At 47.1% G+C, this 15,381-nt stretch carries 8 protein-coding genes; 2 read left to right on the top strand and 6 right to left on the bottom strand.

Features of this window, described 5'->3' with window-relative positions; translation table 11 throughout:
* The first annotated feature begins 28 nt into the window (after positions 1-28).
* Positions 29-3,805, top strand: coding sequence for an SNF2-related protein (locus LZG94_RS21565; protein WP_233793811.1), 3,777 nt, complete (start codon positions 29-31; stop codon positions 3,803-3,805).
* A 5-nt stretch (positions 3,806-3,810) separates the two neighbouring features.
* Here the strand turns inward: LZG94_RS21565 and LZG94_RS21560 are convergent, their stop codons facing one another.
* The 5 genes from LZG94_RS21560 to LZG94_RS21540 form a co-directional block, all read right to left on the bottom strand.
* The gene (locus LZG94_RS21560) at positions 3,811-4,122 is read right to left on the bottom strand and encodes a hypothetical protein (protein ID WP_233793810.1); all 312 of its coding nucleotides are present in this window, start codon (positions 4,120-4,122) and stop codon (positions 3,811-3,813) included.
* 157 nt (positions 4,123-4,279) lie between these two features.
* Positions 4,280-6,436 (bottom strand): DNA helicase RecQ, encoded by a 2,157-nt coding sequence (gene recQ, locus LZG94_RS21555; RefSeq protein WP_233793862.1) that lies wholly within the window; start codon positions 6,434-6,436, stop codon positions 4,280-4,282.
* A 41-nt stretch (positions 6,437-6,477) separates the two neighbouring features.
* The gene (locus LZG94_RS21550) at positions 6,478-8,604 is read right to left on the bottom strand and encodes a ComEA family DNA-binding protein (protein ID WP_233793809.1); all 2,127 of its coding nucleotides are present in this window, start codon (positions 8,602-8,604) and stop codon (positions 6,478-6,480) included.
* A gap of 24 nt (positions 8,605-8,628) precedes the next feature.
* Complete coding sequence (nadC, locus tag LZG94_RS21545) at positions 8,629-9,492, bottom strand: carboxylating nicotinate-nucleotide diphosphorylase (protein ID WP_233793808.1); 864 nt, start codon at positions 9,490-9,492, stop codon at positions 8,629-8,631.
* Between the two features lie 14 nt (positions 9,493-9,506).
* Complete coding sequence (locus tag LZG94_RS21540; RefSeq protein ID WP_215235142.1) at positions 9,507-11,279, bottom strand: capsule assembly Wzi family protein; 1,773 nt, start codon at positions 11,277-11,279, stop codon at positions 9,507-9,509.
* A 125-nt stretch (positions 11,280-11,404) separates the two neighbouring features.
* Here LZG94_RS21540 and upp point away from each other — a divergent pair, with 125 nt between their 5' ends.
* Positions 11,405-12,049: a uracil phosphoribosyltransferase gene (upp, locus tag LZG94_RS21535; RefSeq protein WP_215235141.1), complete on the top strand. Its 645-nt coding sequence runs from the start codon at positions 11,405-11,407 to the stop codon at positions 12,047-12,049.
* A gap of 5 nt (positions 12,050-12,054) precedes the next feature.
* Here upp and LZG94_RS21530 read toward each other — a convergent pair whose 3' ends face one another.
* Positions 12,055-15,129 carry a carboxypeptidase-like regulatory domain-containing protein gene (locus tag LZG94_RS21530; protein ID WP_233793807.1) on the bottom strand — a complete coding sequence of 1,025 codons (3,075 nt, stop codon included), beginning with the start codon at positions 15,127-15,129 and terminating at the stop codon, positions 12,055-12,057.
* Between the last annotated feature and the right edge of the window lie 252 nt (positions 15,130-15,381).

Raw genomic sequence — 15,381 nt, 5'->3', positions numbered from 1 at the left:
TTTTGCGTTTTCACAAGGTAGCGGGTAAATGGAAAACGAAAAGAAGGAGAAATTATCTAACTTCTTGTTAAAGCGAACAGAGAAGGACGTATTGTCAAGAGGGCGTTCCATTTATAGCAGTGGCGGCTTAAAAGTATCAAAGCTGGAATATAATGGTCCCGGGAATGCGGAGTTTAAGGTCAAAAGCGACTATTCGATCCACTTCTATCAGATCAATATCCGAGATTTTCTTACTCCCCAGATCATCACCGAATGTACTTGTCCTGACAAAGCGGGGCTCTGTAAACACAGGGTCGCGGCTATCCTGTATATCCTCGACAAAATGCCGACGATCAAGCAGGTGACTTACGACATGGCCGACTCGGTGATCGAGCTGGCCGAGCTTCGTGAATTCCAGCTTCGCAGCCTGGTTTTGGACGATACCTGGCGCAATAAAGAGGCTATTAAGGAAGTCGAAATTACGGCTGCACGAGAAGGAGAGGCGGAATGCGCAGTTACCGATCAGGAAACTATTTACCATACAAAATTCAGCAGGGTACCAAATACCAGGCAGATACATACTTCCTGTACCTGCGGACAAAAACTATGGGTGCCCCTTTGCGAACATAAGCTTGCTGGCTTGCTCAAATTGCGGGAAGAGCTAGGAGAGAAAGCATTTGACGTAATGCGCGACCTGACAGCTGAAAAAAACAGTCTGCTCGCAGAATACGGATATTCACTGCAAGATCAGTTTAAAGATAAATTCGATTTCCGGCTGGATGAGGACGGTGGCTTACAGCTGATCAAACTCGATCCCGCGATCCAGAAAATCGGTTCATACCAGAATTGGAAAGCGCTGAAAGAGCGGATTATCCCGCAGCAAAGCCTGTCATTTACAGTAGCCAATGCAGAAAACGCGCAGGACGAAGAGGACAGGGTTTCTATTTTTGTTTTTTGGTCAAAAGGAAGAAATCATCTGCTGGACGTTGGGTTCGGTGTTTTTTCTGTCAAATACAGTACTAAATCCGAGAAGCTGACCAGCATCCGCAATATAGCCGGCGGATCCAGCCACTATTATGCGGCCGACGAAATACCGGTATTGACCGAAGCAGATGCGCGTCTGGTAAGACTTGCGAAGCATTGGGAGGAAGGTTTGCAAAAATTCATCCGCAAGCAGGGCTGGGCTTACAATGCTTACCTGCATTTCGACGATGTAAGTAGCAACCAGCGTATCGAGGCTAGGACTTATGTTGGAAAACAGATCAACCGGGTATTCAATGACCTTGATCCTGAGCGCGTTTACCTGGCAGACGGCGATTACGTGACCAGTAACAACCAGCTAACCCAACTCGAACTTCACCGCGACCCGGTCAAACTCTTTTTTGTTCTGACTGAGGACAAGGAATTCATTACCCTTAATCCATATATTGAATTAAAACCCGGCGTTCCGATCGAACTTCAAAAGGTGATGTCGCTGGACAGCTTCTGGCTCGGGCTACACAATGAGAAAACGCTATTTCGCTGGGCCGGTGTAAATGAGGCCGAAATGGTCGTTTACCTGAGTCAGAACGGATTTAAGATCAGGGTTAAGAAAGAATTTGCAGATACCTTTCTTTCGGACTGGATTATTCCTGTGACCGAGCAGTTTGATGTTATTTTTCAAACCCGCCACCAGGTAACCACGCACCCGCTTACGCTCAAAAAGCCCAATCTGTACCTTCGGGAAGATGATGCGAACCTGCTGATCGTCCCTGCCTACGTTTACGAAAACGAGACAGGCACTACCGAATATTTCCATGACCAGCGCCGTACCAGCAGCAGTTTCAGAGACAATGAGATTACCATGCTGGAAAGGGATCTGCCGGGAGAAAATGCGGTTTGGCAGTGGCTGAAATCCCTGCATCCTTCATTTGAACAACAAACGGGTCAGCCATTTTTCTACATTCCGTTCGATCAGGTAATGAAAGACGGTTGGCTCTTCAAGTTTGTGGAAGGTGCCAAAAAGAAGCAATACGATGTATTGGGCTTCAATGATCTTAAAAAAATGCGTTTTAATCCAAACCGCGGCTCCGTGAAAGTGAAAGCTTCTTCGGGCATCGACTGGTTTGATATGACGATTGAAATCACATTCGGCGATCAGAAAGTATCGCTTGCCGAGGTCAAAAAGGCATTTTTAAAGAAACAAAACTACGTGCAATTGAGCGACGGTTCGCTCGGTATGCTGCCGGAAGAATGGATTGCGAAGCTGGAACCGATCATGCAGTTTGGCCGGGTCGATAATGACCAGATCCATTTATCCAAAATACACTTTTCGCTGATCGACGAAATGATCTCGGAAGTGGATAACGAAGAGGTATTCAGGGAGTTACAAGAGAAAAAGGAGAAGCTGCTGAACTTCAAGGAAATACCAAATGTGCCGCTTCCGGGGAACATTCAGGCAACGCTTCGCCAATACCAGGAAGAAGGTTATAAATGGATACATTTCCTTGATGAATTCGGTTGGGGAGGTTGTTTGGCCGACGATATGGGGCTAGGGAAAACGTTACAAATGCTGACCTTTCTTCAACAACAGAAAAACCTCAACCCAGCTAATACGAATCTTGTCGTAGTTCCTACTACACTGATATTCAACTGGCAGGCAGAGGCAGAGAAATTTACGCCTGACCTGAAATTGTATGTGCACCGGGGAATGGCTAGGAAAAAGGAGATCGATTTCTTTCAGGAATACGACATTATCCTTACTACTTACGGTACCATGCGGAGTGACGTAGAGCTTCTCAGGAAGTTCGATTTCAACTACATCGTTCTGGATGAAGCCCAGGCTATTAAAAATCCGGACTCGCTCACTTCGAAAGCATCTCGCCTGCTCCGCGCCAAGAACCGGCTTACGATGACAGGTACTCCCGTAGAGAATAATACCTTCGACCTTTACTCACAATTTGAATTCCTGAATCCCGGAATGCTCGGTCACGCCGACTTTTTCAGAAGTGAATATGCGACGCCGATCGATAAATATCAGGATAAGGAAAAAGCCGCTGAGCTACGCAAGCTGGTGTATCCTTTTATGTTGAAAAGAACAAAAGAGGAGGTAGCAACCGATCTTCCCGACAAAACGGAAACTATTCTGTTCTGCGAAATGGGCCAGAAGCAGCGGAAGGTTTACGAGATTTTCAGGGAAAGATACCGGCAGGAAATCGCCGAAAAACTGGCGACGGAGGGTTTGAACAAAAGCAGTTTCCTGATTTTGGAAGCATTATTAAAGCTCAGACAAATCTGTGATTCTCCTTCTATCCTGTCAGGCGACGAAGATTTTGGAAATGAATCCGCGAAGCTGGAAGAGATCACGAGGGAGATCGAGGAGAATGCGTCGAATCACAAGATATTAATATTTAGTCAGTTCCTCGGAATGCTCGATCTAATACGCCAGCATCTCGAAAAAGTGAAAATTCCTTACGAGTATCTCGACGGGCAGACGGTGGACCGCGCAGGAAGGGTTAACCGTTTCCAAAGCGACCAGACTTGCCGGGTATTTTTGATGAGTTTGAAAGCTGGCGGCGTCGGTCTGAACCTAACGGAGGCCGACTACGTATACCTCGTCGATCCCTGGTGGAACCCGGCTGTCGAGCGGCAGGCAATTGACAGAACCCACCGTATCGGACAAACGCGGAAGGTGTTCGCTTATAAGATGATTTGCAAGGATACAATTGAGGAAAAAATCCTGTTGCTTCAGCAGAGAAAGCAGGACCTCGCGGAAGATCTGGTGGGGGGCGAATCCGGCTTTATCAAGAAGCTAAGCCAGGAAGATATTATGGGGCTTTTCAGTTAAGAATATTAGTAACTGGAAAGTGTATTGGCCGATGAAATGTCAAGTGATCTTTCGTCGGTCAGTTTAAAGCCATTATTATAAGTGGTATCGCTGGAAACGAGTTCAAGCAGCTGTGCAGGATCGTACAAAGATTTATTTTCGCCAGATGCATTCGGCTCGTTTTGAGTATATACTGGGACATCTAACTCACTCCTTTCAGGAATACTGTACATTTTTTCCACAGTTACACCCCGTACTGCTTTGTAACGTGCCTGCTTCTCGAAAACGCAAAGGATTAATAAAATAGAGGCAATGATTAGAATACGTTGATTTTTCATAGTTATGCGTAATATCTGGGATCTGGAAAAAGAGCCATATACGCTTGAAAGAGCAATTTTTGAGCCAAAAGGTTGTAATCGAAAAAAAATTTGAATTAATTTTTTGTAAGTGGATTTTCGAAGAGCCAATATGAGTTATGTCCTATTCTGCTTATTGTTAAGAAAACCCATTTTTTTCACCCCATATTACTAATGCGAGCCGGATCTGGCCGTAGTCAAATCGTTCATTTAGCAACTCAAAAAGTGGTTTGAGCGGATCGTTTTTCCGAACCTGCATTTCCTCCGCGGCGGTGATAATTGTCTGGTATGCGCGCTTGTCGATCAGCGATTCGAGGTCGATCTCATTACCCTCTTCTTTCAGTCTGATCAGGTGAGAAATAATGGTGGTAGTACTCAGTCCCCGCTGTTCCGCGATCGACTGTATGGAAGCGCCGGATTTAAATAAGCTAAGCGTTTCTATAATTGTCATCCCCGCGACAGCCTTCGTACCCGGTTTGAAGTTTTCACGGGCAAAGTCGAGGATTTCATTGATAAAGGTTTCTCCGTAACGTCTGAATTTCTCAGCTCCCACACCTGAAATGGACTTCATCTGCATTTCTGAAACAGGTTTTTTCTGCGCCATTTCGGAAATAGTGGCGTCGCTGAAAACGACATAAGGCGGCACACCGAGCGCATCGGCAAGTTGCTTGCGTAACGTACGCAGCCGATCAAACAAGGCGTCGCGCACAATTTCTCTCTTCGGTTTTTCCTTAGGCGCAAGCTCTTCTTCCTTCGCCTTCCTTTCGTTCAAAGGAATAAATTTGACGAGTTCCACTTTTCGCTCGCCTTTCAATATCTGCCGGCTCACCGCGTTCAGCTTGAAAGAATGCGCCTCGTCGTAGGCGATGTCCATGGCGCCGGAGTTCAAAAGCTGTCCGATATATTCGGTCCATTCCTCCGATTTCAACTCGCCGCCTACTCCGAAAGTGGGCAGCCGCTCGTAGCCGTGCTGCAATACGTTCCGGTTTTTACTTCCTCGCAAAATATCGATGAGCATCCCCATCGCTACTTTCTGATCGGTTCTGGCAATGCCCGACAGTGCTTTTTGCGCGATTACCGTGGCATCAAAACGGCTTCTCGGATTTTTACACACATCACAATTCCCGCAATCTTTGTCGAATGCGTCATTGAAATAGTTCAGCAATACCCGGCGCCTGCAAATGTCCGTTTCCGCATATTGTTTCATCCGGTTCAGCTTTGCATGCAACAGCTCCTTCTGTTCTTCCGACTGATCCGAATTATTGATCATATCCTGGCGGGTCATAATATCCATATAGCTGTAAAACAGCACAGTATCCGCCGGCAGCCCGTCGCGCCCGGCCCGGCCTATTTCCTGGTAAAAACTTTCCACATTGGAAGGCAGGTTATAGTGGACCACCCAGCGCACATTCGATTTATCGATTCCCATTCCAAATGCAATCGTAGCGACAATTACTTGCAGATCGTCTCGTAGAAATGCTTCCTGCACCCGGGAACGTTGCTCGGCCGGCAAACCGGCGTGATAATGTTCCGCTTTCAACCCGGCTTTTTTCAAACTGGCTGCTACCGTTTCAGTACTTTTTCTGCTGAGGCAATAGATAATCCCCGGCTGATTTTGCCGCCTCGATATAAAATCCTGTATTTGCTGAATTCGCTTTCGGCCCGGCAGAACATTCAGGCTTAGATTGGGCCGGTCAAAGCTGGTTAAAAAGGTCTGTGCGCTTTCAATGCGTAATTGTTTCAGGATATCGCGGCGGGTAACCCTGTCTGCCGTCGCGGTTAATGCGATCACCGGAACTTGCGGAAAACGGATCTTTAGTGAACTCAGCTGCCGGTATTCCGGCCTGAAATCGTGGCCCCAAGAGGAAATGCAATGCGACTCGTCAATTGCAAAAAGTCCGACGTTCCATTCTTTTAAAAACTCGAATGTATTTCCCGAAAAAAGCCGCTCGGGAGCAATATATAGCAATTTAAGGTCGCCCGTTTTCGCGCGCCACATGATCCGGTCCTGCTCGGCGGATGATAATGTCGAGTTCAGATAAGCCGCTGAAACCCCATTGCCCAGCAGCGCCTCGACCTGATCTTTCATTAATGCGATCAGAGGAGAAATTACAATCGTAAGCCCGTCTCTCAGGATTGCGGGAATCTGAAAACAGATCGATTTTCCGCCGCCTGTCGGCATTAGTACAAAACAATCATTATCGGCCAAAACGGTGTCGATGATTTCCGCCTGGTGTTCCCTGAAACTGTCGTAACCGAAAAACTTCTTTAATGCTTCTTTTTTATCAAGGGCCATTTCCTGTTCTTTCAATGTTGTTGTGTTCAATATGTATAGTTTCAAAGCTGGTAAATCACCTGCATTTTGAGCTCGCTGCGTTTATTTCCTTTGATCTCATTCAGTCCCGAGCTGATCGTCTGCAAATCCCTGTACCGCGTTTGCGACCAGCGCGCCCATATTTTCATATTCCTGAAAACGTTATATCTCAGCATCAGATAATGCCGCGTACCATTGTCGTAGTAAGCTGGAATTGAGAATGCGTAAAGCATATCTTTTTCGTAAACGTACTGGCGGCTGTCGTAATCGTCGGTATTAAACCAGGCGAACCGGGTGCTGAGTTCGATCTTGGGAAAATGCCAGGTGAGATCCTGCAAAATTGTTATCCCTTTCGACCGGGAGGCGTGTTTTTCACCTGAATCCCCCACCTGGCACCGCGTGCGAATCGCATAGCGCAGAGGTACTTCATATTCAAAATTAAGCATCGCAGTGCGACGAACCGAAGTTATGAGGCGATTCTGCTGCTCTTTATTTTCAGGATCATTCTTTTGTTTCTGCTTTTCGTGCATTAACCCGTACACATTCAGCCGCTTATTGGGTTTGAATAAAAAATGCAGATAATAGTCAAATCCTTTCGAAGGTGCATCCACCTGGTAACGCAGCCCTGGGAACCAAAACCGGTCGAAATACCCGCTCAGCTGCCAGCGCTTTCCGGGCATAAACCGTAACCCGCCATATACCGCATTTTCGTTCGATGGGCGGGTTGCTTCACTGATCGGGTTACCATAGAATGTATGGAAATTCTTTGCATAATGTCGAAAAAGAAAGGTGGCGTCCCATTTCCTGCCAAAACTCCCGATACCGCCAGCTGTAATACCGGTACCTTTTCCGCCGGATAATGCGCCTTCCCCAAAAAAGTGATAGTTGTGCCAGCGGTAATCGCCGTGAATGCCAGCGATCAGATTTTGTTTTCCTGAGAATTCAAATTCATTATACAGCGCGCCCCTTTTCCGGATCGGGGCTTCATAGTAAGTGTGCAGCGCAGTGATCCCGACCTGCCCTTTTTCGGATGGGAACTGATGCAGAAAATGTACGCTCGCATTTTGTTCCGAAAAATTGTTATGTTTTTCATTTTCAGTAGGTGTGCGGTGGTAGCCGGCAAGGGGTAGCGAAGTAGCAAATGTTTTTCCGTCAGCGCCCATATCCAGGGTCGCGTCCCTTTTCACTTTTGAATACATCACAGAAAAATCCGTTTTCTTGCCAATTCTGAGTGTCAATGCAGCGCCGCGAAAGAAGTCGGCTTCCCCGGAAGAAGTGTAAGGTTTGAATCCCAGTGTGCTCCGATAGGCTGTTTTAATTACTTCCGAACCTTTACCTAATGAAAAACCCGCGCCCATCACCATTCCCTGGCCGGTTTGCATTCGATAGTCACCGATGATCAGATTTTTGATCTTCCCCCGGTTCAATAATTGTGCGTGAAAAGAAGTGAAATCGGTGCCGATAATATGCTTTTTCGGCTTCCAGGCCAGCCATTTTTCTCCCGCATCTTTTTCCAAAGTGGCCCCAAAACTATAATAGCCCGTCCGCGCATTCCTGTATCTTAAAAATGCATTATATGGATTTCCGAGATATCTGGTAACAGCTTTTGAAGTAGAATCCAGGGGTAAAAATCCCTTTTGAGTTTCCAGTATCCTGCCTGAGCGTAATAGCAAAAAGTGCTGATTCGGACTTTGTAATGCGTTTTTTAAAGAAACAGGTTTGGGGTTTAAAGAAATAAAAGGAAGTAACCGCTGGATTGTGGGCATATCAAAACCCGGCACTGCCTGCAATTCATAAAGGGAAATGAATGGGCCGAGTTGCTCCCGATATTGCAGCAAAGCGCGGATCTGCGAATCCGAAAGTATCAGGGTGCCAGACAGTTCATCGGCGGTAACTATATTGATATCGAGCGGATTGGCGTAGAGTTGTATCAGCGATTCGAAGAGCTCGGTGTAATCAATATCCTCCAAAGGGACCGGAAAAAGGCTGGCTACAAACTGGTTAATATCAATATCCTGCCGGGGAGGCGCCTGAGCGAGGGTGATTTTTGGAGAAAAGAAAACAAATACTACGAGAAGGAAAAGGGCACGCGGGAGCAGCCAAAGGCTTTTTTTGTAAAAAGCGTATGCAAAATATCCTGTATGCTGCATACGCTTTCGGTATGGGGATAAAGGTTAGAAGGCTTTTAAACTTAAATCCAGGCTTCGCGCCTGGTGCGTCAATGCACCACTCGAAATCCCGTCTACGCCCGTTTCAGCCACGGCTCGCAACGTTTTTTCAGTGATATTACCCGAGGCTTCGGTCTCAAACCGGTCCCCGATCCTTTTTACAGCTTCCCGCAGATCGTCGAGCGAAAAGTTGTCAAGCATAATAATATCCACCTGGCCCACTCTCAGCACTTCTTCCACTTCTGCCAGATTCCTCGTTTCAATCTCAATTTTCAAATCCCGGCCCGTTTCCGCCAGGTATCTGCGCGCATTGGTAATCGCCGCCTCGATACCACCTGCGTAATCGACGTGGTTGTCTTTCAGCATGATCATATCATACAGGCCCATCCTGTGGTTGACAGCGCCACCGATTTTCACCGCCATTTTCTCAAACAGCCTGAAATTCGGCGTCGTTTTGCGGGTATCCAGCAGTTTTACCGGCAGGTCGTCGATCAATGCAGACATTTGCCGCGCGTAAGTCGCAATGCCGCTCATGCGCTGCATGGTATTCAGCACGAGTCTTTCCGCTTTCAGGATCAGGCGCGCGCTTCCTTCCACGATAAAAACAATGTCTCCGCTTTTGACGTCGGTTCCGTCAAAAAGTAACACATCTATTTTCAGTGGGGGATCATTATAATAGGTAGCGGTCTCGTCGAAGATCAGCTGGGCAACCTCCACGCCCGCCAGGACACCATCCTGCTTCACGAGCAACTTCGCGCGTTTCACGGCATTTTCGGGTACACTTGAAAGGGACGAATGATCGCCGTCGCCAATATCTTCCAGCAATGCAAGCCGGATCAGATTGCGAAGTTCATGCGGGTTAGTTTCCATGATGGTATTGATTATCAGAACGTTTGCTGGCGGTAAGCCATGTTGTAGCGAATCGCGAATGTAAAAACATTGTACTTGGACGCAACCTTCACATCATCCGATTTGATATTTCTGACCAGGTAGCGACCGTCGAGAAACAAATTGTGGGCGAGTGAATAGGATAGACGAAGGTCTGTGAATGCAGTGGAAGCCTTTATTCCCTGTCCGATCTTCTGTCCAAGCTCCCCGTCGCGGTTTACGCTGCGCTCATCATAATTTTTAGAAATATCGCCCCCGAAGTTCATAGGAGGGCCGGAGGAAGGATCTTTTCCTTGCGTGGCCATCATAATTGTGCCATAAGCCGAGAGCCGCGGAGTTACTTTGTAGCGGATAATTCCCAGATATTCCCTGAAATTCGCGCCGAGCGGGTGGGCCAGTGACTGCCCGTAATGCATGTAATTTCGCCCGCCATCTTTGTGTGAATAGGTATAAGGTCGCACCAAATTATATTCTGCCTGTAAGTCGAGATTAGGCACTCCGAAAGCGTCGACGTATTTACCGCCTAGCTGAAAGCTGTATTTGTTAGTCCAGGATCCGCTGCCGTTGAAGAGATATCTGGTCAAAAATTCATCTAAAACAAACTGGCTGTATATAGAAGCTTTCCTTCCCACTAACCACCGAAAATCAAATCCCAGCAATGCGTTATCCTGGCTTCCGATATAGGATTCCACATATCTGTAAAAAATGATCGGGTTGAGATAGTTAAGATCGTAGCCGCCGCCGACCGTATCCCTGTTAAATATTTCAGCCTCAAAAACCCCGAAGTTGATACGGTCAGTCAGATTTACGCTCAAATGGTGAATAGCCGCGAATTTTTTATTTCTCAAACCTTCCGTAAATGAGTTCTCCCCGGCATTCATCATGCTGGTCCAGAGGTTGGTATAATGAAAACGGCCGAGCTGAGTATCCAGCCTTAAAAACAAATAGGGGCTGCTGTTGTCCGAAAGGATCAGCGAACGGTAGCCGCTGCCAAAAGTGTTGTGATCGTGGCCAAAGCGTACGTTAATGCTTTTCAACGGTCGGAATGTAATGTAGCCGCGCGCGGTCAGGAAATCCCTTCCATTATTGCGAGTTACCTTCGCCAAACCCTCGCCGGGGAAGCTGTACTGAGGCGCAGAGTGATTTACATACCTTGGAAATCGCCCCTGATTATCAGCTACATAAGTATAAAAACCCAACTTTTCATTGATCATTCCCCTGATTTCCACGCCGCGGGTTGTGTACCATAAAGTAGAATCGGAAGGAGAAGCAAGATCGTTTCTGCGATCGTTTCCTATAAAATTGGTGGTAGTGAAGTTAAAATGCAGGTCCAGATCCTTGTTGTGAATGCTGTAAAGGTCAGCTGGATGCGCGAAAAATTTTCTTTTCTGGCCGGGAGGCGGAAGCTTAAACCAATGCAGCCTGGCCAGCTGATCGTATTTGGCCGAGTCGGTCGCGACCATTCCTTTTGTCCATTCCCAGCTGTCTTCCCGGAGGTAGTCGATCGTTTCCCAGTCGCGGTCGGTCAGGTTGATCGTTCCTTCTTTTAAAATGGAATCGGTTAATGCGACAACTGCCTTTCTTTCAAACGGTTTCGTATTGTAATGCAGACCTTCTGAAAACTTGCCTCTTTTAATTTCGAGGCGGTCTATCAGGTGGTAGTAATCGTCGTTGAAGGGGATAAAAGAGCTCTGCGCGTGTCCGTAATATGGCAGGGATACCAGTATGATCAACAATGTTTTCAAATACCGGCTTATTCCTGGAACCATAGGCAAACAAAATCTACTGTTCACACAAATCGAGCTTTTGCGGAGAATTTTTAGAATTATACTTCCAAATTACGTCAATGAATTTGTATTATCTTGCATGGAGCAGCTGAAAAACTAACGATCCTATGTTTTTATTGACCCAGAAACCTTCCATTGCCGATCACTATCTGGCCGAATTGAGAGATGTAAATATTCAGAAAGACCGGATGAGATTCAGGCGGAATATGGAGCGGATGGGGGAGCTGCTTGCTTACGAATTATCGAAAACGCTCACATTCAGGCCAGCCAAAGTGGAAACACCGCTAGGTACAGCGCCTTCGCGATCGTTATTGCAGCCCATCGTTCTGGCGACGATCCTTCGTGCCGGCGTTCCGATGCATCAGGGGTTTCTCAATATATTCGATAGTGCCGACAATGCATTTATCGGCGCGTACCGGGGACACCATATTAATGAGGAAGAGGAGTTTGAGGTTGAAATGGACTATATCACCAGCCCGGACCTGACCGGTAAAATCCTGATCCTGATTGATCCTATGCTGGCTACCGGGCGGTCGATGGAAAAAGTGTATCACGCATTACTTCGCTTCGGTATTCCTTCGCAAACGCATATTGCCTCTGTAATAGCGAGCCCGGAAGGTGTGGAGTTTTTACAAAACAGAATGCCGCAATGCAGGCTCTGGCTCGGTGCTGTCGATCAGAAACTGAATGAACAATATTATATAGTCCCCGGGCTGGGCGACGCCGGGGACCTTGCTTACGGAGAAAAGTAAACGTATTAATTCAGCAGTTCGTCAAAAGTGATGCTCACATAATAAGTAGAACCGATATTCGGGCTTCCGTACGCTTGAATGTATGATTTTCCAAAAAGATTGGTCGCGCCTACTTTAATGATCGATTTGATAGGCGCGGCCTTGTAACTCACCTGCGCATCGAGATTATTAATCGCCGGAACCCGGGTATTAGAGAATATCGGGACGCCGGTAGTAGTCGGTAAAATGAAACTCGATTCCCACAAAAATGCCTGCTGATACCGGTACACTACATTGAAACCAAATGTACTGCTACTCGTAATCCTTTTCCCAAAACTCAAATTATAGCGGTATTTGGGCGTATTGAACTGCGAATATTGCACTTCCGGCGACGGTTCGAAATTCCTGAGCTCATTGTTTGCCACGTTACCACCTACATTAAAACCCTTGGGTAAAGCGTAGTTCAAACCAAGTGCGAAGCCTGTCGTAGTAATCGTTTCTGTCGTATTCACTACTCTCGAATATCCATTGAAATTCCCGACACCTATTCCAGATTCAACAGGCAGTCCAGGTGCCGCCGCCGCAGTAGGAACCACGATCACAGCGCCGCCAATCAGGTTTTTGTATTGGCTGACATAATAATAGGCGTCGATGAACAGCTTTTTCGCGATCACTCCTTTATAGCCGATTTCGTAAGAGGCAATGCGCTCGGGCGCCAGTTTCCTTGGTTTGTATTTGGGCAATTTTTCCAGTGCGTAGGCTTGTGCTAGGGTAGGGACGAGGCCCGGAACCTGCGCCGCCAAAATGCCGGGAAGCTGCGAAGAAAGCACGCCCGGAAGTGCACCGTTCACCCCATTCGTAACCGCAGCTTGAATCGCAGCCGGCTCGTTCGGGATCTGGCCGGCGGCAACCGCTTGGTTCACGGCAGCTGTCACCTGCGCAGTAACAGCCTGCGTAATAGCCGCGGTAGCCTGCTGGGTCACTACTGCTTTCGCATAAGTTGTGGCCTTCTCGATAATAGTTGGGTCGCTGTTAATTACCTGTAATATTGCCTGTGGGGATAAATTCTGCCGCAAAATTCCATTCGAGAGACCGTAACGGGAGTCAAACTCAGGCAAGCCGCCTATTAATGTTCCGGCCGGAGTTCTCAGATCGATATACTGGTTTTGCGTAGTGGGAATGCGGAAGCCGGTTTGATAGGAAAGCCGGATATGATTGTCGCCGAAAGAAGTTACTGCCGAGACCCTCGGTGTGAACTGGCCTGCGAAATTTTCATTTTTATCATAGCGGATCGAGCCGGTCAGTTTCAGGTGATTGGAAAGCAAATTTTTACCTGCCTGCACAAATGCGCCCCATTCATTAATAGGAATAGTACCCGAGCGCCCTTCCTTTTGGTCGGCGAACAAGGTACCTGCCGAGCGCAGCTGATATTGCCTGAAATTTGCGCCCGCGAGCACTTCCACCACCTTTATCTGGTTTTTAAAATTGTAAAATCCTTCTGCGTGATAAAGGTTGGTTTTATCTGCAAAACCGCCCCCACCGTTTCCAATCGGCATATTTCTATATTTATCCAAAAGCTGCGTAAATGCGGCTGAACCTGGCTGTGGCATATTTGCGTCCGCAGTTTGCCGCGCCAGCAGGTGAGATTCAGCCTCGGAGGTGCCAGCCGCGCGGGCCGTAGCAAATGCACCCACATATTGACCAAACCAAACATTATTCGGCTTAAAATCGGAAAGCATACCAACTGCTGCGAGCCCGGATAAATAAGATTTACCAGAGCGTTCCTGGGTTGTGTAGGCGCGCACTGTAAAATTATCGCCGCGCAGTTCCAGCTTCGCCTGCATTAAATTGAAATCTCGTAGCGCGTAGCGGCCGGTTGCGGTATATACCGTAGTTCCGTATCCGTAATTCACCTGCGCCACTGCCTCCATCTTCTCATTAATCCGGTAATGCACGGCTGCATTCGCCTTAAAACTCTTCGTTTTATAATCCACCAGATCTTTTTCCAGGTAACCGGTGCGACTCACAAAAGTGTTGGGCACCAGCGAAACAGCGCCTTGTGGAATGCTTCCCGCCGTTGCGAGCGATTGAGCTACTGCATTGATATTCGTCTGAATTTCATCTCCATATACATTCACCCCATCGTAATCGAGCGCAGTACCAGCGCCGCGGGCCGGATCCGCGTTTCCGCCCACATTGAGATTAGAATAGTTTGTCGCCTCCCAGTCCTGCGCGCGGATAAAGGATACGCTCGTTTTAAATGCAATTTTGTTGTTAAATGCTTTGGCATAGCGGATTGTAGCGTCTACGAAGGGTGTCGTAGCTTTCGATCTGTTCTCTTCATGCATGATTCCGCTCTTTACACTTGCACTTAATCCCTGGTATAAAAACGGGCTTTTGCTATTAAGTAAAATCAATCCGTTTACTGCATTGGGCCCGTACAAAGCGGAAGCTGCGCCTGGTAACACTTCTACGCTTTCAACATCGAGTTCAGGAATACCGATGATATTGTCGAGCGGAAAATTGAGTCCCGGTGCCTGATTGTCCATTCCATCGATCATCTGGACTGTCCGGGGATTTCCTGTGCTGCCGAAGCCGCGCATATTGATAGATTTAAACAAAAATCCCTGCGTGGCCATATCGATACCTTTTAGGTTATTCAAGCCGTCGTAGAAATTTGCAGAAGGTGTGTCGCGCATATCGCGGAGGGTCATTTTTTCGATTGCTACGGGTGATTGCATCACAGATTCTTCCACGCGGGAGGCAGATACCACCACTTCTTCGCCCAGGGTTACCTGCTCCACCATTTTGATATCCAGATTAGTCTGACCGGAAGTGACGTTAATCTCCTGCGTTTGAAAACCGACGGAAGAAATCATTAGAGTGAGCGGCGGATTTGAGGTTGTATTTAAATTAAATTTTCCCTGATTGTCTGTGATCGTGCCGGTTACCTTTCCTCTGATCTGAATGCTGATACCGGCCAGCGGATCGCCAGTCGAGGATTCGGTAACCTTACCCTGCAGGGTGATCTGGCCGAACGCATTGGAAGCCAGGCAAATAGCCAGCAGTAAAGTTTTTAGAACAGTAAAATTTTTCTTCATAGTGGGAGTAATTTTAAAGTGCGCTGTTTTTAGTTTAATGTACAAGTTTTTCTTGGAATGTTGTAATAAATATTAGTAAAAAAACTGTTGTTGTTATTAAACCTTAAATTTGTGATTTGCATGAAAATCTGCTGCTTAAACCTGTAAACGCGCCTTCTGCTAATTTTGAAGATGTTTTTGACTTTTCGGGCCGGGCATACTGGCCGTTTATCACTAGTTTTGAAGAGCTTTACTTAACGCTTATACAAATCG

It is taken from the genome of Dyadobacter sp. CY343 (assembly GCF_021390335.1).
Lineage (GTDB): Bacteria > Bacteroidota > Bacteroidia > Cytophagales > Spirosomataceae > Dyadobacter.
This window is presented reverse-complemented; position numbering and strand designations above follow the sequence as displayed.

What these genes read in the sequence shown, in the direction of transcription:
- LZG94_RS21530 (WP_233793807.1), bottom strand. Translation starts at nt 15,129, where the DNA reads ATGAAGAAAAATTTTACTGTTCTAAAAACTTTACTGCTGGCTATTTGC.
- upp (WP_215235141.1), top strand. Translation starts at nt 11,405, where the DNA reads ATGTTTTTATTGACCCAGAAACCTTCCATTGCCGATCACTATCTGGCC.
- recQ (WP_233793862.1), bottom strand. Translation starts at nt 6,436, where the DNA reads ATGGCCCTTGATAAAAAAGAAGCATTAAAGAAGTTTTTCGGTTACGAC.
- LZG94_RS21550 (WP_233793809.1), bottom strand. Translation starts at nt 8,604, where the DNA reads ATGCAGCATACAGGATATTTTGCATACGCTTTTTACAAAAAAAGCCTT.
- LZG94_RS21540 (WP_215235142.1), bottom strand. Translation starts at nt 11,279, where the DNA reads ATGGTTCCAGGAATAAGCCGGTATTTGAAAACATTGTTGATCATACTG.
- nadC (WP_233793808.1), bottom strand. Translation starts at nt 9,492, where the DNA reads ATGGAAACTAACCCGCATGAACTTCGCAATCTGATCCGGCTTGCATTG.
- LZG94_RS21560 (WP_233793810.1), bottom strand. Translation starts at nt 4,122, where the DNA reads ATGAAAAATCAACGTATTCTAATCATTGCCTCTATTTTATTAATCCTT.
- LZG94_RS21565 (WP_233793811.1), top strand. Translation starts at nt 29, where the DNA reads ATGGAAAACGAAAAGAAGGAGAAATTATCTAACTTCTTGTTAAAGCGA.